The following is a 22060-nucleotide window of genomic DNA, read 5'->3' as shown; positions in this document are numbered from 1 at the left end:
TGAACCCGCCGTATAAAAAGCGACACTACTTGCTGAAGTTGTTCATTTAAATAAAAAACCACTCATGAAGTTAAATTCAGAGTGGTTTTTTCACAAAATTGTCGAGGCTTAATCCATCAGTTCACTAACAATCTCATAGGACCGTTTGCGTGCTTCATGGTCATAGATTTGTGCGTTCACGATTAATTCATCTGCCTGTGTTTCCTCGATGAATTTTTCCAGTCCGGCTTTCACTGTTTCCTTGCTTCCAACAATAGTCGCGCTTGATTCAATGGATTTCGCGACGGCTGCTTTTTCCATATCAGACCAAACGCTGTCAATGTTTTCAATTGGCGGCTGCAGTTTGGTTGGCTGGCCGCGGCGAATACTTAAAAATTGCTGCTGTTGTGATGTCGCAAGGTACTTAGCCTCTTCTTCGGTATCAGCAGCTATAATATTAACACCTAGCATGGCATATGGTTCTTTAACCTTGTCAGATGGTTTAAAATTATCACGATACAGGTTCAGTGCAGGGATCGTATAATCCGGTGCAAAGTGGCTTGCGAATGAAAACTGCACCCCCAGCTCAGCGGAAAGTTGTGCACTGAATCCGCTTGAACCAAGCAGCCAGATTGGGATATCGAGTCCTTCTCCGGGAACAGAACGTACACGGGCTGTTCCTGCAAAATAATTCTGCAATTCTTCAACCTGCATTGGAAAATCCTCCACACGCTGATTTAACGTACGGCGCAATGCATAGGCCGTTGCCTGGTCACTTCCTGGTGCACGTCCAAGTCCGAGGTCAATGCGCCCCGGGTATAGGCTTTCCAGTGTACCGAACTGTTCAGCGATGACAAGTGAGGCATGGTTTGGCAGCATGATTCCACCTGAACCTACCCGAATATGGTCAGTTACTCCGGCGAGATGCCCGATAAATACGGATGTTGCCGAGCTGGCAATGCCCGGCATGTTGTGGTGCTCAGCCACCCAATACCGATTAAATCCAAATTTTTCTGCAGCCTGAATCAGATCCGCACTGTTCTTAAAGGACTCGACAGGGGTGCCTTCCTCCAGAACAGGTGCCAAATCCAGTACAGACAATGGTATATTTTGAAATGTTTTCATATGAACTCACTCCTTATGGAGAAATGATACGTCCTTTGGATGCAATCTTCCAATATTCTGCCTAATAATTTAACTTGAGAGGATACGTAATTTTTGGTCAAATCAATATAAAATTTGCTGTTAGAACCTCTGAGTTCGCCGATCGAATCCATGTTTTCGCCGTTAGACAGTCGGTCCTATTCCATGAAGTTCTTACTGCCGGATAGATGGCGTCATGGACAAAGCGGGTTGATGTTAATCAGCCCATAATGGTCGGTTCACTTGACTTTTATCATTTGCCTCATTGCCACTCATCCATTAATATAGTACAATAAAAGAATTGCAACGTTTGAAATGAGGGTAAGTATGATGAGTAAACCATCCATTTATGGAATGACATATGAAAAATTGACTGATTGGCTATTGGATCATGGCCAACGTCGCTTCCGGGTTGATCAGGTATGGAACTGGCTGTATAAGAAGCGCGTGGCAACCTTTGCTGATATGAAAAATGTCAACAAAGAGACAATTGAATTGCTGGAAGAGAATTTTGTTCTGCACACACTGGGTGAGGAAATTAAGCAGGAGTCATCTGATGGCACGATTAAGTATTTATTCAGACTGGCAGATGGAAATGTAATCGAAACGGTATTGATGCGGTTTAATTATGGTCTTTCTGTATGTGTTACGACTCAGGTTGGCTGCAATATCGGCTGTTCATTCTGTGCGAGCGGGCTTTTGAAAAAAAGCCGCGATTTATCCGGTGGAGAGATTGTTGAACAGATTATGAGTGTTCAGAAGCACCTGGATGAAAAGGGTGAAGGCGACCGTGTCAGTCATATTGTTGTAATGGGAATCGGCGAACCTTTTGATAACTTTAGCAATTTGATGGATTTCATCAATGTGGTGAACGATGATAAAGGACTTTGTATCGGCGCCCGGCACATTACCGTGTCAACAAGTGGTCTGGCTCATAAGATTTATGAATGGGCGGACACAGGCACACAGGTTAACCTGGCAATATCGCTGCATGCTCCAAATAATGAACTGAGAACACAGATCATGAAAATCAATCGGGCGTTCCCAATTGAAAAATTGATGGCTTCGGTTGATTATTATCTGGAAAAGGTGAATCGGCGAATAACGTATGAATACATCATGCTGAAAGATGTGAACGATCATAAGTCGGAAGCAGAGCAATTGGCTAGGCTGCTGCAAGATAAGCGTCATCTGAGTTACGTAAATCTGATTCCATACAACTCAGTTGATGAGCATAACCAGTACCAACGGAGTGATTCTGCTGCAATTCAGGCGTTTTACGAAACGTTGAAGGAAAACGGTATAAATTGCGGTGTCCGCTGGGAAAACGGTGCAGACATCGATGCCGCATGCGGACAGCTGAGAAGTAAGCAAATTAAAAAGAAAAATGCAGTATAAGAAGAGTGCCTGATTTTCAGGCGCTTTTTTTTGGCAGATAAGATAGTATAAAACTTTCTTACTGCATAAGTGCAACTAAGGCTGTCACCTAAAGGCTTGGTGACAACCAAGTTTTCTAACAGTAAATACGTTATACATAAGTGAAACGATGGGATCTGTGTAAACTTTTGTCGAAAATGCTATCGTTTTGTAATGCTGTCAGCGGCCCGAATTTTGCAATTAGTTCTTGTTATGTGTACTAGTATGCAGTTCGATGCAAAATATCGCTCCCTCATTTAAAAGGGGCGATATAGAGCCGCTTGTCGCGTTTTTCGACAATTATTTCTGTTATCTTAACAAGCTCTCTGGAATGAATAGCTTCATGCCTTCCTCGATTTTTGTCAAACTTCTAAAATTTGTTATCTATTCTCCTAGTATTTTCTAAACAATAGAAGTCACACTATTTCCAATCCAATAGAAAATAATATAAAATGCTCTGTGTACATATTTGTGTTCTTGTACACAAATATGTTTACAAATGTGTACAATATTGTTTTCTTGTACACAAACAAGTGTACACGTTGGTTTAATAATGTTTGCATAAATGTGTGCAAGTGTACAAAAAAGAATGCGCTTAAAGTCTGATTGCAATTTTATATACAATCTATTAATCTTAGATAGAGATTGAATTTTAGAGAGGAGAATCATACGATGGCAAAATCAAGAATTGCTGCGGTAGATGTAGGAAATGATGCCCTGAAGGCGAATTTTGGAAAGATGGAAAGCAGTATTTATATACCGAATGTAATTGCAAGGGATATTGAAGATCGGCCGGTAATCGGGATAGAGGATCTTGATGAAAAGGAGCCGCTTGATAATTTACATATTCGGGTCCACTCCCCTGCCCTGGAAGAAAATAACGCAATTTATCGTGTCGGAAATCTTGCAACCAAAACAAACAATTCAACTGAACTTGATCCGGGAAGCAGTAAATCGGAAGCAGATCAGACTCTGATTATGTTGTTTGCATCCATTGCATTTGATGCTGTAAGTGGAGAAACATTCAGACCGGGAAAAAATGATGTGATCGACGCAAATTACACATTGGGAACGGGACTTCCGCTTAGAGAAGTTAAAGAAGGCAAAGATGTTGGATACCGTTCACAGTTGCTTGGATCCGTTCATCAGGTTGAATTTTTAGTAACACCAAAACACCAGGGTAAAAAAGTAAATATTAAGTTTGATGAAGTGAAAGTCTATCCGGAAGGCTTTGCTGCATATGTCAACTTAATTATGGACAACGATTTGAACGTTATTAATAAGGATCTGATTGATAAGCAAATTCTAATTCAGGATATTGGCGGCCTTTCGACTGATATTGCCGTAATCCGCAATCGGAATGTTGATGATGATAAGGCGCAAGGTTTTCACTTGGGTGTTGCTGAATCATTGGAGGAAATTCGTGAAGAAATCCGTACCAAACATGGGGTTGAGCTGGACAGCCGTCGTGATGTGGTTGATATTATAACCAGAAAAAATGACCGTCATCACATCATGGTTAAAGGAAGCAGGACAAATGTCCATGATATAACCGATCGTATTTTACTGGAACTTGCCAAAAAAGAGTACAGATATTTGCGCAATGTATGGCAAAAGAATTCACAATCGGAAATCTGTTATTTTGTCGGCGGTGGTTCTGCTGTGTTGAAGGATTATTTGAAAGCATTAAATAACAAGTTGGACGGTTTTAATATCGACTTCTTTGAAGATGAAAATGAAAGCATCTGGATGATGGCGAATGCGTATTATAAGCTGATTACGCAGCTCATCGGGGAAAGTGCCCCCAAAGAAGAGACGAAGGGGAAAACAGCAGCATCAAAGGAAAAGTAGGGTGATGGTATGCGTGAAGCGAAAAAGAGTATTGAACGGGGGCAGTCAATAACATTTCGTGTCCCGTCAGATACACCTGATTACCTGTTAAAGCAATTGCAGAAGTTGAAGGAGACGGAGCGGCGCAATTTTTCCAGTGAAATCGCTAAATTTGTATTGCGCGGTGTCAATGAAACCTATGCGAAAAAGAAGGAAACATTGACTATTCCTCTCCCGAAACAACTGACAAAAGAGCAAAAGAGCTGGCTGAAACACGAACATTCTGAAGCGATGGTTGGCACCATTTTATATCAGTTGCTCCAGGATCCGATGCGCGCAACTTCTATTCTGGCATCGCTTAACATTGATGCACCTGCAATGGATGTGCCCGTATCTGATCAACCTGATGAACAGACTGAAACGGCAGCTGCAATGGAAGAAAGCAGCAGTTCGTTGGATCTGGATGATGTTAATCTGGGCGACATGGAAGACATACATGTTGAGGATGAAGAAGAGCCGGAGCGGGAAGAAGAAAATCCACTCGGCGACTTTTTCTCCAGAATGAATAAGTAGGAAAGGAAGTCCATCTATGGAGTGGGCTTCCTATATACCTACATAAAAAAGAATCCAGCTGCGAGGTACCCGGCGATTGATATCCCGGCACCAATTGCGCAAATCTTCAGCTTGTAGCGAGCGTATTCGACAAGCGGCATATCCAATATTGACGCAGTCGTAATCGTTGTGTCGCCGAGCGGGGAGGTCATCGCCCCGAATGAACCGCTTGCAAAAACCGCTCCGACCGTCATTGCAACAGATGCATCTGCTGAGACCGCCAGTGCAATACCAAGTGGCATGATCAGGCCCCATGTACCAAAGGATGAACCAATGAAATAGCTTATAGTAGCACCAATGGCGAAAATAATAGCTGGTATCGTGAAGTCGGGTAAATATGATCCAAGTGTTGAACTGATAAATTTGGAAAACCCTAGATCCTCTGCAACAAGCGATAACGACCAGACGAGAACAAGCAGGATGATTGCCTGCATCAGTTGATTACCGCCATCAAAAAAGTGAAAAATCAGCTCATCAAGCGGCTGCCGGCGAATGACATAATAAACAAACGTGATAATAAGGGTGATGAAGATGGCCAGCAGCATAACAAATGTGGCATCTGCCTGCGAAAAAGCTTCAAAAACAGAATCGGCACCATTGGATATACCACTCTCCCAAAGCAAATAAATGGTTAAACCTAAAATTAGGATCAATGGTACGATCAAATTCCATGGCTGTGCCTTTACCATGGACAACTCCTTTTTAATACCGCTGCGGTGCGGGTCCTGCTTCTCTTTATCTTGCTTTTTCTTCTCCTTATCACCTTTTTCGGAAGACGATTTAAACGTCCATATCAGCCCGATAATCAGCATGGCGATTGCATAAAAATTAAAAGGGATACTCAGTAAAAATACTTGGTAAGGATCAAGGTCAAGATTGTATTTTTGGATACCCCCGGAAATAAGTGAGATCATAAAACCGACAAAAGCGGTTGCTACAGGCAGCAGAACAATTACGGAACCGGTAGAGATGTCCATGGTAAAGCCGACCTTTTGTTTGCTCAGCTTCATTTTTTCCATCAAAGATTTGATGACAGGGCCGATCATCATGATCCGGAACATCGGCATCATGAACGTAAATGGCAAGGTCAGCCATATTAAGCCAAGCAGGCCTCGCTGTGATTCAATCCGCTCTCCAATCCATTCCGAAAAACCTTTTATACCACCGGATATGCGCATCATCCCGATCAGACCGCCGAACAAATACAAAAACCCGATAATTTTAATGTTATCCGCATTTGATAACGTCGTAACGATGTATTCGACTGATTGCTGTGATCCGCCAAGTATACTGAACTTGACCAGAAGTGCCCCGACAAGCAGACCCAGAACAAGCCCGGGCAATATTTTTTTTAGCCAGATTGACAGTCCGATAACAATGATAAAGGGTATTAAAGACATCCATGCCTGTTCCATTTTTCCGCCTCCTTCCACTGTTAACTTTTCCAAAATAAGTCGTTTCATGCGAAATAAGAAGTGGATATTTCTGCTGTTCGATATGAGGAAAAAGTTTGATAATGGTCACTTAATACGCTATATTGGAAATTATAAGATAATTTTTAAAATGGGGGTCGACTGAATGAATGAACAGATAGAGAAGGTAAAAGAAAGTATTGGGAAAGTTCTTTTAGGAAAGGAGAAAACAGCTGAACTGGTGATGATCGGATTACTTTGCCGCGGACATGTGCTCTTGGAGGACGTGCCGGGAACAGGTAAAACGATGCTGGCGAAAAGCATTGCGAAATCCATCAGCGGTAATTTCAAACGAGTCCAGTTTACGCCGGATGTCCTGCCGAGTGATGTGACGGGAATACAGTTTTTTAATCCGAAATATCAAAGCTTTGAATTGCGCCCGGGTCCTGTGATGACAAATATATTACTGGCTGATGAAATAAACCGTGCCACACCAAGAACGCAATCAAGTCTGCTGGAAGTGATGGAAGAACAGCAAGTGACAATTGAGGGCGAGACACTGCCCATAGAACCGCCGTTTATTGTTTTGGCGACACAGAATCCAATTGAATCACAGGGTACATTTCCGCTACCGGAAGCACAGATGGATCGCTTTCTGATGCAGATTCGGGTCGGGTACCCAACACGTGATGAAGAAAAAGAGATGATGCATCGGTATCGGAGAGCGCAACCGATTGACACACTGGAGGAGATTTTTTCACCTGAGGAGATCATAAATCTGCAGGAGCAGGTGAAGGAAGTGGAGATTTCGGATGCGGTGGAAGACTACCTTTTGGCAATTGTGCGGGGAACAAGAAAGTCAGAGTTGACTGATACTGGTGTAAGTCCGCGTGGAACTCTTGCTTTTATGCGGGCGGTCCAAGCAAAGGCGTTCGTGCAGGACAGGCAATATGTAATACCGGAAGATGTGAAAGAAATGGCACCAATTGTGCTTGCACATCGGCTGGTACTCTCACTGGAAGGGGAAATGAGTAAAACAAAACCGCAAGTTCTGGATATGCTGCTTGATGAAATTGAAGTCCCGGTTGAATCAGGGGCGGTCCGTCAATGAACTGGCACCGAACGATAAAGGTTATATTTTCGATGCAGCTGTTAATTGCTGCAGCTGTTTTGTTTTTTATTTCACTGTATCAGCACAAACCGATACTTATTTTACTGACATTCCTGATATTGCTTGTTATTGCGATTCCGCACTTGTATCTGAAAAGGATGTCCAATACGCTCCATCTGGAAAATCGTGAACAACAGGTGAAGCTGTTTAAGGATCAAAACGATATAATGACGTTTACGTTAGCGAATCGCAGCAGGCTACCCATTTTTAGCGGGAAAATGCTGTTTAGTATTCAGGATAATATCATGTTTGATGATATAAAGCAGGAAGGTGGAACGAAAAAGAGAAATCAATTTTCGTTTCGTTATAATCTTGCCGGAAAAAAGAAGGCGGATTTTTCGTTCCAGGTAAGGGGTCTGAGCAGGGGTGTCGGCCGAGTGAGCGGTATTAATCTAACAGTCCGTGATCTACTCGGGCTTGGAACACTGCAAATGAAGTATGATCCGTTTTTTCACACTGAAGTAATTGTGTTTCCTGAACTAAGGGCTGTTGGAGGACTTCACTACCTGAAAAAATTTGAACAGGGTGCACAACCGATGCAATTTTCATTGTTTGAGGATTTAACAGCGTCAATCGGCAGCAGGGATTATGCGCCAGGGGATCCCTTCAATCGGATTCACTGGAAAGCAAGCGCGAAATCAACGCAGCTGCAGACAAAACAATTTGAGAAAACGACCGGTATGGAATGGATGTTTGTGCTTCATTTGAGCAGAGAACGGACGGATCTTTCCAATAAATCGGATGATCTTGAAAGAAACATCAGTTCCATTGCCTATATGTGTAAATACGCCACCGCCAGGGGTGTTCCTTACAGTATTTTTGTCAATATCAAAGTACGCGGACGGGATTTTATTATGCAGCTGAAACCGGGGGAAGGGAGAAACCAGCTCTCCAAAGCCCTTGAACTGCTGGCAAGAATCAATTTTAACAGTATAACGGTCACACAGGAAATGTTGTTTGCCTATGTAGACAGGGTGATGTTCCGGCCGCCGGTAGTCATTTTATTCAATTGCGGCAGGCAGGAACAGGAAGTCCGTTATTATCAGAAATGGGAAAAGAAAGGTGCAGCTTTATTTGATGTTGAGCATAATGACGATGCCTCTTACATTACAAAAGCCTCCGGGAAGAGGGAGGCGGTTTCATGAGCATAACCAAACGCTGGCTTGATTTTTTCTATGAATGTTTCTTTCTGTTCACCCTGATGGAAATTTTGTACATTATTGCATATGGCCATGTTCCGGTATTGCCGGTATTACTTGTCGCTGTCCTGAATGCTGTGTTTTTTTTATCCTTTCAACGTAAAAAGACGATTCCGCTGCCAATGCTGCTCGTCCTGATTTTAGGAAGCCTTTTGCTTGGATTCTTCACGGGATTGAACGTGTACGCATCCGTGCTTTGGACAACGTTTATCGTCTGGCGTGCCTTTATTCATTTCGTGAAAATTGATATTGAACATGAAAATCAGCATGTTTTATTTATTGTATCGCTCGCACTTTGTATAATTGTCTATTTTCCGATGACAGATGGAAATAATGGGATTCTTCTCGTGCTTCCGTTTATCCAATTTGTATTTTTAATTACACTAAAGGTCCTTGAAATGGTGGAGAGCCAGATAAAATCAGGCAGTCGCAGATATATGATGTGGGGAATTGGAACGATCGGAACGGCTGTTGCCATTTCGTTTCTTGGCATTTATTTATTTCCGGCGGTCAAAACAATATTGATGAGTCTGTTCTCCGGAATTAGCGCTGTGGCGGGGTTGCTGATTTATCCGGTTCAATGGTTTCTGAAGCTTCTGATTGGTGATGAGGCGGAGTTGCCGGAGCGGGATGAGTCCAAAGACAAACAAACCCAGAACCAGGAAATGATGGAAAAGATGGAAAATCAGGAAGACCCATCCATGTTCATGAACGAATTGATGGTGCTGGCAGTTGTTGTCATCGTTTTGATCGGCCTGGGCATTTATTTCTACAAACGAAAAATCAGTATTGACATGGAAGCAGCCGGTTCCAATCAGATTACCGGACAACTATCGGCAAATACGGTTAAACAACGGTTTCAACGAAGTCGACCGCCCAAAGATGCTGTTCGCAAAAGGCTGTACCAACTGCAGAAGACGCTGGCCAAAAGAGGTTATCCACGCTACCAGCATGAATCGGTCGAGGATTGGTTTGATCGGCTTGATTTTAACACGGCAGCACTCGATACAGTTATCGCCGGTTACCGAAAAGTGCGGTATGGCAACAGGGAACTCACTTCCTCGGAACGGGAGAAATACGAAAAAGGGATGAAGCAACTGACCGAGGAAGCTAAATCCCGTAAAAAATAAAGAGGTTGGGACTATTTGTCCCAGCCTCGTTATCATTCATCAATATCTTTATCCTCCATTGCTTCCAGTGCGGAACGTTTCCGCTTTGAGTCTTTCCGTCGGCGTATTCGGTCAAGAATATCACGGCGGTTGATATGAATCGTTGGCGGCTCATAATCCCTTGATTCTCTGATGTCACTGTTGGATGCCTTCATAAAGGACCATGCGAGCAGTCCCATAATAAAGATAACCGGGAACCCGGCAACAATGCTGGCCGTTTGCAATGTTTCCAGGTCACCGACAAACATCAGCACGAGCGGCAACAGGCATAACGTAAATGCCCAGAAAAGACGGTTCCAGCGAAGTGGTTCACTCTGTACCTCTTTTTGTACAACCGCTGCAAGAATGTACGATGATGAATCAAAAGTCGTCGCCAGGAAGATAATCGCCAGCACCGTGAACAACGCAACGATGATGTTTGCTAACGGCAATTGATGCAAAATGGCAATAATCGCCGCTGGTGTTCCATTTTCATTCATGAACCCAATTACATCAAAACCTCCGCTAAGCTGCAGATACAGTCCAAAGTTACCCATGATTCCAAAGAATAGAATACAGCCGATTGTACCATAGATCATGGTTCCAAGTATCATTTCGCGAATTGTCCGCCCCCGGGAAATCCGGGCAACGAACAACCCGACAAACGGCGCATAAACAACCCACCATGCCCAATAAAAGATTGTCCATGACTCCGGAAATCTGGTTTCTTCAAATCCGCTCAGATTCGCAAATGGTTCCAGCCATGTGGCCATTTTGAAAAAGTTATCCATAATCAGCCCAACGCTCGTAAAGGTTGTTTCACTGATAAACAATGTCGGACCAAGTAGAAAAATGAATAAAAGTATAAAAATAGCCAGCCATAAGTTGATGTCACTCAGTATTTTAATTCCGCGACGGATGCCGGAATATGCACTTACCGCAAAAATTGCTGTGCAGACAAGCATGATAACAGCTTTCATGCCAAGTGTAACGGGAATGCCGGTAATATCATTTACCCCTTGTGCTATCATTGGTGTACCGAGTGCAAGTGTAGTACCTGCACCACCCATAAGTCCGAACATAAACAGAACATCAACTATTACACCAATCGGGCCGTCGACAAGTCTGCCAAGAACCGGCCTTGTTGCCTCACTTATTTTTAAAACCGGCTTTTTTCGCACGTAATAAAAATAGGCAATTGGCAAAGCAGGCAAGGTATAAATAGCCCAGGCAATTGGCCCCCAGTGGAAAATTCCGTAGCTTGAAGCCCACTCTATAGCCTGCTTGGACCCTGCTTCAATACCGAATGGCGGGCCCTGGTAATAATAAGCCCACTCAATCATACCCCAATACAGGATGCTTGAACCGATTCCTGCAGCAAATAACATGGCTGCCCAAGAAAAAGTTCCAAATTCTTTTTTATCCTCCTCATCACCAAGTTTAACCTGTCCATTTTTACTGAATGCAACGAAAAGAAGGAATGCAAACGCGGCAAGGCCTGTCAGCAAATATAAAACGCCAAAATGCCCGGTCATAAATTCGTTTGCTATATTGACGACTTCTTTACCTGCATCGGGAAACAATATCAGTGGAATCGTAACAAGGAGCAGCAGAATTAAGGCTCCGATAAATGTCGGCCAGTCGATTAATTTTGTATTCATCAGTGTTCAGTCCTTTCCTGAGGTTAGTATCTCGTGAAGCACAAATCTCATTCATATATTCCAATACGAACTAGGCACTATTGTATAGTAATGGTAAATGTGAAATTTGTAAAATTTATAAACTTTTTATTTTACACGATTTAAATGCTTTTCCCTTTAATTTTCTCCAAAATCCGTTTGCTATCGATAAATTATGTTATTTTGTGTTTAAGTAACCGTGTGATATATTTCCGGTAGAACAGTTATAAAGGATGGTATGAATTGGATAATACACAAGCTAAATTAGATGAAGTAAAAGATCAATTCATTGAAAAGATTGCCGATAATATGCATTCCTTTGGTGTTGCAACAAGTGTTGGACGTGTGTTGGGTATTATTTATATGCAAGGTGCTCCAATGACGCTGGATGAACTTTCAGCGGAAACGGGGATGAGTAAGACACGGATGAGTCAGGTCGTCCGGGAAATGATGGAATTGAATATTGCTGAAAAAGTTTTTAAAAAAGGGGTCCGCAAAGATTTATATCAAGTAGAACAGGATTATTATCAGACATTTATATCGCTTTTTACATCCAATTGGCAGAAAGCAATCAGCAAAAGCAGAAATTTTGAAAACAGACTATATCGACAGCTTGATAATCTGCGGCAAAAAGACCAGCTGACAGATGAAGACGAAGCAGTTGTCAATGAAATACTGGCTGAAATTCACGAATGGACCACCTACTATGATTGGATTCGCCGTCTTACCGAATTTTTTGAGAGCGGAGAGATTTTTAAGCACGTACCAAGGAAGATAGAGAAGGAGTGAGCTAAAATCGGGGCTGAACCCGCAGCTACAGGGTTGGGATTAAAATCGCACATATACTTGTCGGAATCGCACATAAAGATAGTGAAACCGCACATATCTGGAACGGAATCGCACATATCGGCAGTGAATTCGCACATAAAACGTTGAAAGCGTACAAGTCGGTAAATTTTAAGCCCGTGCTAAAATATTTTGGCGGGCTGATTCAAAAACGAGCATATATGTTTTCAAAAGAAAATAACGCTCAGAATAAATCTGGGCGTTTATTGGTAACTATTCAGTAAAACCATGTTCCGTAGACAATGCCGATGATAAGCAGTCCGACAAAACCAAGCAATACATAAAATAACAGTCTAATTCCTTTTGGAAGTTGGCTGACAGAGGTGTCGTTGCGATACGGATTTCCTTCGATCTTGTTCATATGGTCAATCGCGTCATTGAACGGCTCGTTGGGTGGCGGGTCCATATAATCCTCACTTGTATATGTGCCGGGTTCCTCCTGCACATAGGCATGTTTACGAGTCGTTTCACCGGGCGGCTGTTCTTTCCCATAGGTGTTGGCAGTTCCCTCAAAAATATCACTTGCCGGGGTATAATTTGTTCCGCCGGATGATTGTTTTCCTCTGAATCGATTAACGAGGGCAATGATTGGTACAGCCAAAATCAGTACGGTGATGACGATTTCCATTTGAAAGCACACCTTTCTGTAAACTGTCCTGTACTCATTTTAGCATATTTCTATTGCAGGAAATAGTTTCTTATGATAATGTTGCAGTACAATATATTGTAAGTATTTTAAATAAAATAACTATATCTAGTATTTTGAGTTAAGGTGACAGATGTTGTCTTAAAAGGGAATTCGGTGAAAATCCGGAGCTGTCCCCGCAACTGTATGTGTGACGAACGGGAAATCCACTGTATCATAAGCTTAACGGCGATGATACGGGAAGGCCCCAAGTAGATGGAAGCATAAGCCAGGAGACCTGCCATAACTCTAACGTTTCGATTCCTCGGGGCAAGTGAAGGTGAAACGATAGAATACATACACGTGGCTTTCTATCGTTTTTGCCGTTCATCCCCGGGTGAGCGGTTTTTTATGTAAAAAGGGAGGCTGATCTAATGGTATTGACTGCAACAGATCAAATAGCAGAACTGGTTGAAGATGCAACAGAAGGGTTAAATGTTGATAAGGGGGCATTTTTGGAGAAGGCATACGAGGTAAAATCGCATGACAGCCTGATAAAATTTGCTCTGGAACAGATGGATGAGGCTGCCCCGGATTGGACTTTTGCGGCTGGCCGGATTTATCTGGCTCAATTATATAAGGAGGCAGCGACGAATCGGGGGGAAGACAACGGATACGGGGACTTTCATCACTTGCTCGTAACGTTAACCGAAAAAGGCATTTATACGGACCTGTTGCTGCAAAAATATTCGAAAGATGAAATTGAATGGTTAGCAGATGTAGTTGAACCGCAGCGGGATAGGTTGTTTAACTACTTGGGATTATATACGCTGGCAAGCCGATACCTAGCTCGGGACCACGATAAAAATGTATATGAACTGCCACAGGAACGATGGATGGTGATTGCCATGTATTTGATGCAAGATGAGGAGCCCGCGCGGCGTATCGAATTGGTAACAGAAGCTTACTGGGCTTTAAGCAATTTATACATGACAGTGGCAACGCCGACACTCACCAATGCCGGTAAGACACATGGTCAGTTGTCCAGCTGTTTTATCGATACAGTCGATGACAGCTTGCAGTCCATCTACGACAGCAACACAGACATTGCCAAGCTTTCCAAAAACGGCGGCGGGATTGGTGTATATATGGGGAAAATACGCAGCCGCGGCAGTTCAATCAAAGGGTTTAAAAATATGTCCAGTGGTGTCGTACCATGGATCAAGCAGCTGAATAATACGGCGGTAAATGTTGATCAACTCGGCACGCGGAAAGGTGCAATTGCCATTTACCTAGATGTGTGGCATCAGGATATTGAAGCATTCCTCGACCTGAAGCTGAATAACGGGGATGACCGTATGCGAGCGCACGATATTTTTACGGGAGTGTGTCTGCCGGACTATTTCATGGAGCAGGTGGAAAAGCGGGGGGACTGGCATTTGTTCGACCCGCATGAAGTAAGACAGGTGATGGGATATTCACTGGAGGATTTCTATGATGAAGAAACAGGAGCAGGAAGTTTTCGCGACCGATATCTCGAATGTACTGCATCGCCATTATTAACGAAAAAAACGGTGCCTGCGATTGAGATTATGAAGCGGATTATGAAGTCACAGCTTGAATCGGGGACGCCATTCATGTTTTACCGTGACGAGGTCAACAGGCACAATACGAATCCGCAAGCAGGCATGATTTACTGTTCCAATCTGTGTACCGAAATCACACAGAATCAGTCACCGACCGAGTTTTTGGAGGAATATGTGGAAGCGGAAGATACGATAGTTCAAAAATACAAATCCGGTGATTATGTAGTTTGCAACTTAAGTTCGATCAATCTGGGGCGGGCAGTGCCGGACGATGTGCTGGAGAAGCTTATCCCCATTCAAGTTCGCATGCTGGATAATGTGATTGACATTAATACGCTGCCGATTAAACAAACGCGTTTAACCAACCGGAAATACCGGGCAATCGGCCTTGGCACGTTCGGCTGGCATCATTTGCTTGCCAAAAAAGGAATTCACTGGGAAACAGATGACGCAGTAGCTTATGCTGATCAACTCTATGAAAAAATTGCCTATTTGTCGATTCGGGAAAGCATGGAACTAAGCAGGGAAAAGGGCAGCTATCCGGCATTTGCGGGAAGTAAATGGGCATCCGGCAGTTATTTTTCCGAAAAAAATTATACCGGTGCAGCGTGGGATGAGTTGAAAGCAGAGGTCGCTACATATGGCATCCGCAATGGTTACCTGATGGCAGTTGCCCCTAATTCATCAACGTCCATGATTGCTGGGTCGACTGCCAGCATTGATCCGGTTTTTAAACCATTTTATTTTGAAGAGAAAAAGGACTTTAAGATAGCTGCTGCAGCACCAGAACTTGACCATCAGACATATGATATTTACCGGAAATCAGCTTATATCCTTGATCAGCGCTGGTCGATCCGCCAGAATGCTGCACGGCAAAAGCATATTGACCAAAGCATATCGTTCAATTTTTATGTACCGAATACAATCAAGGCGTCGGTGCTGCTGGATTTACATCTGTTGGCCTGGAAAGAAGGGCTGAAGACGACGTATTATGTCCGGTCGACGTCCAATGATGTTGAAGAATGTGTGTGGTGTGAAAGTTGAGAAGTGTGATTGCGTATTTGTCGTACAGCGGAAACACGAAGGAGGTGGCGGAGATGGCAGAGGAATGCCTGCTTAAGGACGGCATGGCTGTTGATATGCACCGGATTGGTATTGATCCGCCAGTTGATGCATCCCGTTATGACTGTGTTTTTATCGGAACGTTTACATGGGACAGGGGATCAACACCGGATGAAGTGAAGGATTTCGTGCTGGAGGTCGGATATAAGCCAGAGCGTGTCGCGGTGTTCGGCACAGGGGACACACAGTTTGGCGGAGATGAGCTGTTTTGCCGGGCCGTCGATAAGCTGGCAGTTTTTTATGGAAGCAGCTGGCCCGGACTGAAAATCGAACAGTCACCACGCGGGTCACAGGAACAATTCGTGAAAAATTGGATCGAAGGAGTGTTGCATGATGTCAAAAGCCTTGCTTGAAAAAGCGAAAACACTGGAGCCATTGCATCCGAACAAATCAACTGCATTGTTTGGCGGCGAATCAAGCGGAATATTGAATTGGAACAATATCGCTTATCCGCATTGGTATAAAATATATAAACGGCTGATCGGCAACTATTGGCAGGCGGACGAAATCAATATGTCAGCTGATGTACGGCAATTTGCTGATTTAACCAGGAGTGAACGCGACGCATATTTGAAAGTGATTGGATTGCTTTCGACGTTGGATGCACCGCAGACCAGAACCGCACTTCTGATTTCGTTATATGCGACAGATCCATCTGTTCAGTCTATTATGGCGGTTATTGCACAGCAAGAAGCAGTGCACAATGAAAGCTATTCCTATGTGCTGTCATCGGTCGTATCACTTGATGAGCAAAATATGTCATTTGAGCTGGGACGGCAGGATTCGGTACTGTTGAAACGGAATAAGAAGCTGACACAACAGTACAATGCATTTGTCGAAAATCCGACTGTCGAAAATTTGCAGAAAACATTGGTCTATACTGCGCTGTTGGAAGGGATGTTTTTTTACTCGGGGTTTGCATTTTTTTACAACCTGGCCAGGCAAAATAAAATGGTCGGCACGTCGACGATGATCAGTTATATTAACCGGGATGAACTGGAGCATGGACGCTTTATTTCCGAGCTGTTTCGAGCTGTTTTGGCAGAAAATCCGGACATGAACAATGCGGCGTTTACCGACTGGGTGTATGAGCAGTTTCGCATGTCGGTCGAACTCGAAATGGAATGGTCGAATTATGTTCTGGCGGATGTTGACGGCATCGATACAGATGAAATGACTGGATACGTCAAATATCGGGCGAATAAAATGCTGCGGATGATGGGGCTTAGCGAACTCTATCCTGATTTCACCGACAACCCGATGAAGTGGATTCGCGCATATGTCGATAATTTTGACGGAACAAAAACCGACTTTTTCGAACAAAAATCCCGACAGTACACAAAGACAAGTGATATGAACGGATTTGACGATTTGTAGATAAAATTCGACAAGAACAGGCACCACCCGAGTTTTGTTGAATTGTTAATAAACGGTGTGCACTATGGAACAGTGCACACCGCTTCACGTTACAATGTATTCAACAAAACAATTTCCCCTGTAACGGCAACAACGGCATATGCGCAATCAAGCTTGCCGCATAAAATATACTTTCCAGCGGCATCATCGTACACATACACAGGATCCATTTCAATATGGTCCCATAATGTTTCAAATGCTTCCGCTTCGGTAACAACCGCGGATTCCGCCTCCTGAAAGTTGTTAAACATTCCAAGCAATTGTGCGTTATCGGAATAATCAACAGGGGATAGACGGTCAGGATCCATAATTACCTTGATTTTACGTTCCAACATTTTTCCTGTTGGCTTGGTGGGTCGCAATTCAGCAAACAGGTACCCCTTTTCCCGGGTTAATGTTGTTAGTTTCCATTTCCCGCTGTCATCCGGATAAGCTTTTTGCAAGAAGTGAAGTGCCTCCATCGCACATGTTTTCTGCACGTCCTCGGTAATTGGCTGTCCATCCGGATGGGGCTCATTTTTTAAAGCCGTCTCAACTGTCACTTCAGTGGAAAAGTCCGTTTCTCCCGGTGTGAAAGTCTCATCAATCGGCTCAGGATCCCACTCCATGACCATATCCAGCGTTACAGCGGAGTTTTCGCCTCTGACAAACGGTATTACCCGGTCACCATCATTTGTAATAAATGCCTCTTCCATTCCATAGTAAGCTTTCCATTCTTGCTGGTATTCATCAGGGACTTCCATCAGTACGCACTGTTCTTTAGCGTGTGATTCAAATTTTTCCGGTGTCAGCGCGAACGGCTCCCACTGAATCTGATTTTCATCGGGAAAATCACCGCTAATCCAGAAATTGGTTAATTGACCGTCCTCATTAAAAGCAATTTCAATTGTTCCAGTAGGTGATACAGGGATATTGTCAACTGCCGCTCCAAAACTTAATACGCCATCCGCATCATCAATAAGCAAAAATTGACGGCCGAATGTCAGCCCAGTCTGCGCTTCAATCCATTCGATTGCACTTTCCGTGTCGGATGAAGGATAGTTATCAGAAAGGGCATGACTGATATCTTTTACAAAGGTAATGCGCGTGAATTCCCTCGTGTGAAAGTTCATATCGACAACTGCCGCACCAGCAGGATTAAAGACTCCCGCATCCTTTGCACCATCCCACATCCATTCCGTGTTCAGCGTATAGATGGTTTCATTAAAGTGATTTGTTTCGCGGAAAATATGGTGCTGCGTCAGATGATAATGCTGCAATCCCAGACTTTCCTGTATGTATTCGGTAAGTTCCCGAAGCTGTTCATTCATGTGGCATTCCTCGTTTCATTGCAAATTATGTCCAGTATAACAAAGATTCCCGGGCTGACCCATTTTTTTAGCAGATAAGTATAAAACTTTCTTACTGCATAAGTGCAACTAAGGCTGTCACCTAAAGGCTTGGTGACAACCAAGTTTTCTAATAACGTCAGAGAGTATAAATTATGGTTGACCTTATAAGAAAAACTCTTTACATTAACGCAACGTCAACGTTTATAGTAGAAAAAGAAGAAAGGGGCTGCTTTTATGCATATTAAAGATGTCGCAACACAACTCAACACAACAGCACGATCAATCCGTTATTATGAACAGAAAGGACTGATTACACCGAAAAAAGAAACGCAAAATGATTATCGGACATTTACAGATACGGACATTCTCCGCTTAGGCACCATTCTCGCATTGCGGGAAGTTGGTATGTCGGTAGAGAAAATCAAGCATGTTCTGCATAATCCGAACATGAGTATGAACGATTATTTAAATATACAGCGGTCAGCATTGTTTGAAAAGTGGATGGAAATGAAAGATATGATTAGGACGATTGATAAAATGATCGCACAAACAGCGGATGGCCATTATTCTGCATCCGAAATATTCGGACTGTCACAGCACTTGAAAAACTTAAAAGGGTTGCGGAAGAATTGGGAGGACAAATGGAATTTCGATAAGCAGGCTTTTGATTATGATCAAAATATTAAAATGGCAGGATATCGATTCAATGTGCATCAAGATTATGAAAAGGCTCTTTCCAAAGCTGCTGATATGATGAATTTGGAAAATAATGACATGTGCGCGGATGTAGGAGTTGGGACCGGCAATTTGGGGGCACGGTTCCTTCATCAGGGTGTAGGTGTAATCGGAATTGATCAGTCAGAGGAGATGCTTAAAGTTTGCCGCGAAAAACACCCTGATATCGAAACACGAAAAGGACATTTTCTTGCACTGCCACTGTTGGATCAACAAGTCGATGCTGTTGTATCAAGTTATGCGCTGCACCACATTTCCGATTCGGAAAAAATATTGGCGCTGGAGGAGATGTCCCGGGTGCTGACGGACGATGGACAAATCTGTATTGTCGATTTGATGTTCCTGAATGAAGCGCATCGCAGCCAGGTCATCAACCGTTTTCAGGCGGAAGGGAATACGGAGGCTATTTACGCCATAGACGATGAATTTTATGCGGATCAGTCGAAATTAACCGACTGGCTCAAGACAAATAATTATACCGTGAAGACAAACCAGTTCAATGATATTTTGAGTATGATCTACGCGGTGAAAAAACCATGAGGGCAAACGTTCATCTGGAGTTTTATACAGAAAAATTCAAGACAGCAGTTGATCATTATTTTTTAAACGAAGCGCACCTGCAATTTACCGCCCTTCCGCTAGATGCTTTAAAAGCATGCTGCGATGACCCAAGTCGTTATCCGGTATTGATACTTCACAACAATGTGCTTGTGGGTTTTTTTGTCCTGCATGGGTGGGATGGTGCAAAGACATACAGTGATAATCGTAATGCAATCCTGCTAAGGGCGTACTCAATTGACAGCAGGCATCAGGGGAATCATTATGCAAGCCGCTCACTCCGGGTTCTTAATGATTTTGTTAAAAATTATTTCCCGGGAAAAGATGAAATGGTATTAGCTGTGAACCACGCAAATCTGAAAGCGCAGTGCCTGTATGTGAGGAACGGGTTTATCGACACAGGACATCGCATAATGGGAAGAAAAGGCGAACAATTGATATTGCATAAAAAACTGAAAAGAGCTGCTCATCAATGTATATGATGAACAGCTCTTCTTTATTCATTAAAATAATTCAATAATCCTTGGACGATTCCATCTCCGACATTGTTCTGATAAGCGTTTGTCCGGGCTGTGGCCAGGTCGTTCGGATTGGTAATGAACCCTAACTCAAGAAGTACAGCCAGGTCGCTGTTTTCGCGGAGTACATGGTAATCACTTTGAATGATACCGCGATTGTACAGTGAGATATTCTGTCCCAGTGAAGACTGAATGGAAGCCGCCAGCTGACGATCCGCCCCACCTTCATAAAAATGTGTGCTGACTCCGTTGATTCCCATCATTGGATATGCATTATAGTGCAGGCTGATAAATGCGTCGGTACTGTATGCATTGCTTAGCTGCACTCTTTCCTCGAGTGAAAGAAAATAATCGCTGTCCCGAGTTAGAATGACGGTTGCACCTGCAGAACGTAATTTATTGGCGATATTATCCACCGTGTTCATGATTACGTTTTTTTCAAACGTTCCGCCGATGCCGAGTGCACCCGGATCTTTGCCACCATGGCCGGGATCCAGCACAATATTGTAACCCTGCAATGATCCGTCGGCAGGATTACTGCTTTCTGGCTGAGAGTCGTTATTGTCGTTTGAGTTACTATTGGTAGTATTGTTTTTTGATGATTCGCCGCTTCCGTTGCCATAGTCGGTCAACCAACCGGCAATCCATCCGGATGATCCATCACCAAGCACTACTTTGTTCCAATTGTTTGTTGACTTTACCAGGTTGTATGTATCTCCTTTGGAAGTGTAGCCGATGATTTGGTGGCTTGTTCCGGGACCGGTTCGGATTCTGACCTCTGTTGCAGTAACTGTTATTTTTTCCGGGGTACTGTTGGAAATTGTTTCAGAGCCTGAATCAGTGCTTGTCTGATCGTCTGCAGGATACAGAAACTGTGACGCCACCCAAGCTTTCTGACCGTCGTAATAGGTTTGTACCCATCCAAAAGCTTTCTGAAAAACTACTACTCTGTCACCGTCATTTAACTTTCCGATAATTTGCGCGCTGTGTGACGGTGCTGTCCGCACGTTCAGGTTATTTGCTCCAACTTCATATGTCTTGCCGCTGTCTGCGTGTACAGCCGGTATGAAAACGAAAAATAAGAACATCAAACTGATACCGACTGTAATCGAACGCCTTTTCATGTGGACACCTCCTTGTTAATATACTATATGATATTTGCCATTATGACCAGATACTAAACTAGTTTTCTACAAATTTCGCACAAAAGAACTAGATAAAGAGAGGAAAATGTCAGGAATACGGAAACATCATTTCACACGAACGTCCCATTCCTCATATGTCTTTCTGTATCCATAAAAAGGCCTGTAATCAAGCTGTTCATAAAAGGATTGCGATGTACTGGTCGCAAGCAGTTCCATTCGGGTGGATGGATATAAACTGTGAATCAGCTTCAGCAATTCCTGACCGATACCCTGTCCACGAAATTCCTGATCAATTAATACTTCGCAAACAAATAACGTAATCGTTTTATCTGTGATCCCCCGGACGCATCCGATGAACCGATCATTATCCAGTACGATGAAAGCAACATTTGAGTTGCGCCAGGCCTGCATTGTTTCTTTCTTCTTGTTAACAAGGTTGTTCCAGTTTTCAGCAGCATTCAACTGATGAATATGTTCAAAATCATTCTCCCGGTACTCCCTGACATATAATGATATTCCATTTTTTAACGTAAGTTGCATTTTCAAACCTCCTCGTCGGTTTAATTTGCTTATTTACGCAGCCACCACT

General features: G+C 43.3%; 19 protein-coding genes and 1 riboswitch. Of the genes, 12 read left to right on the top strand and 7 right to left on the bottom strand.

Going from position 1 to position 22060, the window contains the following annotated elements:
• Positions 1 to 108: 108 nt before the first annotated feature.
• Positions 109 to 1104 (bottom strand): LLM class flavin-dependent oxidoreductase, encoded by a 996-nt coding sequence (locus ABD010_RS12695; RefSeq protein WP_343813658.1) that lies wholly within the window; start codon positions 1102 to 1104, stop codon positions 109 to 111.
• Positions 1105 to 1452: 348 nt separating this feature from the next.
• On the opposite strand from ABD010_RS12695, the gene rlmN reads away from it, so the two are divergent.
• The 3 genes from rlmN (at position 1453) to ABD010_RS12680 (ending at position 4941) form a co-directional block, all read left to right on the top strand.
• Entirely contained in the window at positions 1453 to 2520 is a 1068-nt protein-coding gene (gene rlmN / locus ABD010_RS12690; protein WP_343814485.1) for a dual-specificity RNA methyltransferase RlmN, read from the top strand.
• A gap of 690 nt (positions 2521 to 3210) precedes the next feature.
• Positions 3211 to 4389 (top strand): Alp7A family actin-like protein, encoded by a 1179-nt coding sequence (locus ABD010_RS12685; protein ID WP_343813655.1) that lies wholly within the window; start codon positions 3211 to 3213, stop codon positions 4387 to 4389.
• Between the two features lie 9 nt (positions 4390 to 4398).
• On the top strand, positions 4399 to 4941 hold the full coding sequence (locus ABD010_RS12680) for a hypothetical protein (RefSeq protein WP_343813652.1): 543 nt from the start codon (positions 4399 to 4401) through the stop codon (positions 4939 to 4941).
• 38 nt (positions 4942 to 4979) lie between these two features.
• Here ABD010_RS12680 and ABD010_RS12675 read toward each other — a convergent pair whose 3' ends face one another.
• Positions 4980 to 6395, bottom strand: coding sequence for a Na+/H+ antiporter NhaC family protein (locus tag ABD010_RS12675; protein WP_343813649.1), 1416 nt, complete (start codon positions 6393 to 6395; stop codon positions 4980 to 4982).
• Positions 6396 to 6558: 163 nt separating this feature from the next.
• On the opposite strand from ABD010_RS12675, the gene ABD010_RS12670 reads away from it, so the two are divergent.
• Genes ABD010_RS12670 through ABD010_RS12660 form a run of 3 tightly spaced genes read left to right on the top strand, consistent with a single transcriptional unit; the run spans position 6559 to position 9892 of the window.
• Positions 6559 to 7503, top strand: a complete 945-nt coding sequence (locus tag ABD010_RS12670; RefSeq protein WP_343813646.1) for an AAA family ATPase — start codon at positions 6559 to 6561, stop codon at positions 7501 to 7503.
• Positions 7500 to 8708 (top strand): DUF58 domain-containing protein, encoded by a 1209-nt coding sequence (locus ABD010_RS12665; RefSeq protein WP_343813644.1) that lies wholly within the window; start codon positions 7500 to 7502, stop codon positions 8706 to 8708. Before ABD010_RS12670 ends, ABD010_RS12665 begins: the two co-directional genes overlap by 4 nt.
• The gene (locus ABD010_RS12660) at positions 8705 to 9892 is read left to right on the top strand and encodes a DUF4129 domain-containing protein (RefSeq protein ID WP_343813642.1); all 1188 of its coding nucleotides are present in this window, start codon (positions 8705 to 8707) and stop codon (positions 9890 to 9892) included. The genes ABD010_RS12665 and ABD010_RS12660 overlap by 4 nt, the downstream gene beginning before the upstream one ends.
• A gap of 32 nt (positions 9893 to 9924) precedes the next feature.
• On the opposite strand, the gene ABD010_RS12655 is transcribed toward ABD010_RS12660, so the two are convergent.
• The gene (locus ABD010_RS12655; protein ID WP_343813640.1) at positions 9925 to 11571 is read right to left on the bottom strand and encodes a BCCT family transporter; all 1647 of its coding nucleotides are present in this window, start codon (positions 11569 to 11571) and stop codon (positions 9925 to 9927) included.
• A gap of 261 nt (positions 11572 to 11832) precedes the next feature.
• On the opposite strand from ABD010_RS12655, the gene ABD010_RS12650 reads away from it, so the two are divergent.
• The gene (locus ABD010_RS12650) at positions 11833 to 12378 is read left to right on the top strand and encodes a GbsR/MarR family transcriptional regulator (protein WP_343813638.1); all 546 of its coding nucleotides are present in this window, start codon (positions 11833 to 11835) and stop codon (positions 12376 to 12378) included.
• A gap of 274 nt (positions 12379 to 12652) precedes the next feature.
• On the opposite strand, the gene ABD010_RS12645 is transcribed toward ABD010_RS12650, so the two are convergent.
• The gene (locus tag ABD010_RS12645) at positions 12653 to 13063 is read right to left on the bottom strand and encodes a hypothetical protein (RefSeq protein ID WP_343813635.1); all 411 of its coding nucleotides are present in this window, start codon (positions 13061 to 13063) and stop codon (positions 12653 to 12655) included.
• A 125-nt stretch (positions 13064 to 13188) separates the two neighbouring features.
• A riboswitch (cobalamin riboswitch) is annotated at positions 13189 to 13380 on the top strand.
• A gap of 114 nt (positions 13381 to 13494) precedes the next feature.
• Between ABD010_RS12645 and ABD010_RS12640 the strand changes: the two genes are divergently transcribed.
• Genes ABD010_RS12640 through ABD010_RS12630 form a run of 3 tightly spaced genes read left to right on the top strand, consistent with a single transcriptional unit; the run spans position 13495 to position 17145 of the window.
• Complete coding sequence (locus ABD010_RS12640; protein WP_343813631.1) at positions 13495 to 15690, top strand: ribonucleoside-diphosphate reductase subunit alpha; 2196 nt, start codon at positions 13495 to 13497, stop codon at positions 15688 to 15690.
• The gene (locus tag ABD010_RS12635) at positions 15687 to 16121 is read left to right on the top strand and encodes a flavodoxin (RefSeq protein ID WP_390351283.1); all 435 of its coding nucleotides are present in this window, start codon (positions 15687 to 15689) and stop codon (positions 16119 to 16121) included. Before ABD010_RS12640 ends, ABD010_RS12635 begins: the two co-directional genes overlap by 4 nt.
• Positions 16102 to 17145 (top strand): ribonucleotide-diphosphate reductase subunit beta, encoded by a 1044-nt coding sequence (locus ABD010_RS12630; protein ID WP_343814479.1) that lies wholly within the window; start codon positions 16102 to 16104, stop codon positions 17143 to 17145. Before ABD010_RS12635 ends, ABD010_RS12630 begins: the two co-directional genes overlap by 20 nt.
• 89 nt (positions 17146 to 17234) lie before the next feature.
• Here the strand turns inward: ABD010_RS12630 and ABD010_RS12625 are convergent, their stop codons facing one another.
• Positions 17235 to 18494, bottom strand: coding sequence for a hypothetical protein (locus ABD010_RS12625; RefSeq protein WP_343813628.1), 1260 nt, complete (start codon positions 18492 to 18494; stop codon positions 17235 to 17237).
• 255 nt (positions 18495 to 18749) lie between these two features.
• Between ABD010_RS12625 and ABD010_RS12620 the strand changes: the two genes are divergently transcribed.
• Positions 18750 to 19790, top strand: a complete 1041-nt coding sequence (locus ABD010_RS12620; RefSeq protein WP_343813625.1) for a MerR family transcriptional regulator — start codon at positions 18750 to 18752, stop codon at positions 19788 to 19790.
• Positions 19787 to 20290 carry a GNAT family N-acetyltransferase gene (locus tag ABD010_RS12615; RefSeq protein WP_343813622.1) on the top strand — a complete coding sequence of 168 codons (504 nt, stop codon included), beginning with the start codon at positions 19787 to 19789 and terminating at the stop codon, positions 20288 to 20290. Before ABD010_RS12620 ends, ABD010_RS12615 begins: the two co-directional genes overlap by 4 nt.
• 14 nt (positions 20291 to 20304) lie before the next feature.
• Here ABD010_RS12615 and ABD010_RS12610 read toward each other — a convergent pair whose 3' ends face one another.
• On the bottom strand, positions 20305 to 21450 hold the full coding sequence (locus ABD010_RS12610; protein ID WP_343813619.1) for an N-acetylmuramoyl-L-alanine amidase family protein: 1146 nt from the start codon (positions 21448 to 21450) through the stop codon (positions 20305 to 20307).
• A 126-nt stretch (positions 21451 to 21576) separates the two neighbouring features.
• Complete coding sequence (locus ABD010_RS12605; RefSeq protein ID WP_343813616.1) at positions 21577 to 22011, bottom strand: GNAT family N-acetyltransferase; 435 nt, start codon at positions 22009 to 22011, stop codon at positions 21577 to 21579.
• Positions 22012 to 22060 lie beyond the last annotated feature (49 nt).

This window comes from Virgibacillus siamensis, assembly GCF_039522605.1.
GTDB classification, from domain to species: Bacteria; Bacillota; Bacilli; order Bacillales; family Amphibacillaceae; genus Lentibacillus; species Lentibacillus siamensis.
The sequence above is the reverse complement of the archived record's forward strand: the minus strand, read 5'-3'. Positions and strand labels throughout refer to the sequence as shown.

Coding starts and splice junctions, on each gene's coding strand:
- ABD010_RS12695 (WP_343813658.1), bottom strand. CDS start 1,104: ATGAAAACATTTCAAAATATACCATTGTCTGTACTGGATTTGGCACCT.
- rlmN (WP_343814485.1), top strand. CDS start 1,453: ATGAGTAAACCATCCATTTATGGAATGACATATGAAAAATTGACTGAT.
- ABD010_RS12685 (WP_343813655.1), top strand. CDS start 3,211: ATGGCAAAATCAAGAATTGCTGCGGTAGATGTAGGAAATGATGCCCTG.
- ABD010_RS12680 (WP_343813652.1), top strand. CDS start 4,399: ATGCGTGAAGCGAAAAAGAGTATTGAACGGGGGCAGTCAATAACATTT.
- ABD010_RS12675 (WP_343813649.1), bottom strand. CDS start 6,395: ATGGAACAGGCATGGATGTCTTTAATACCCTTTATCATTGTTATCGGA.
- ABD010_RS12670 (WP_343813646.1), top strand. CDS start 6,559: ATGAATGAACAGATAGAGAAGGTAAAAGAAAGTATTGGGAAAGTTCTT.
- ABD010_RS12665 (WP_343813644.1), top strand. CDS start 7,500: ATGAACTGGCACCGAACGATAAAGGTTATATTTTCGATGCAGCTGTTA.
- ABD010_RS12660 (WP_343813642.1), top strand. CDS start 8,705: ATGAGCATAACCAAACGCTGGCTTGATTTTTTCTATGAATGTTTCTTT.
- ABD010_RS12655 (WP_343813640.1), bottom strand. CDS start 11,571: ATGAATACAAAATTAATCGACTGGCCGACATTTATCGGAGCCTTAATT.
- ABD010_RS12645 (WP_343813635.1), bottom strand. CDS start 13,063: ATGGAAATCGTCATCACCGTACTGATTTTGGCTGTACCAATCATTGCC.
- ABD010_RS12640 (WP_343813631.1), top strand. CDS start 13,495: ATGGTATTGACTGCAACAGATCAAATAGCAGAACTGGTTGAAGATGCA.
- ABD010_RS12630 (WP_343814479.1), top strand. CDS start 16,102: ATGTCAAAAGCCTTGCTTGAAAAAGCGAAAACACTGGAGCCATTGCAT.
- ABD010_RS12625 (WP_343813628.1), bottom strand. CDS start 18,494: ATGAATGAACAGCTTCGGGAACTTACCGAATACATACAGGAAAGTCTG.
- ABD010_RS12620 (WP_343813625.1), top strand. CDS start 18,750: ATGCATATTAAAGATGTCGCAACACAACTCAACACAACAGCACGATCA.
- ABD010_RS12615 (WP_343813622.1), top strand. CDS start 19,787: ATGAGGGCAAACGTTCATCTGGAGTTTTATACAGAAAAATTCAAGACA.
- ABD010_RS12610 (WP_343813619.1), bottom strand. CDS start 21,450: ATGAAAAGGCGTTCGATTACAGTCGGTATCAGTTTGATGTTCTTATTT.
- ABD010_RS12605 (WP_343813616.1), bottom strand. CDS start 22,011: ATGCAACTTACGTTAAAAAATGGAATATCATTATATGTCAGGGAGTAC.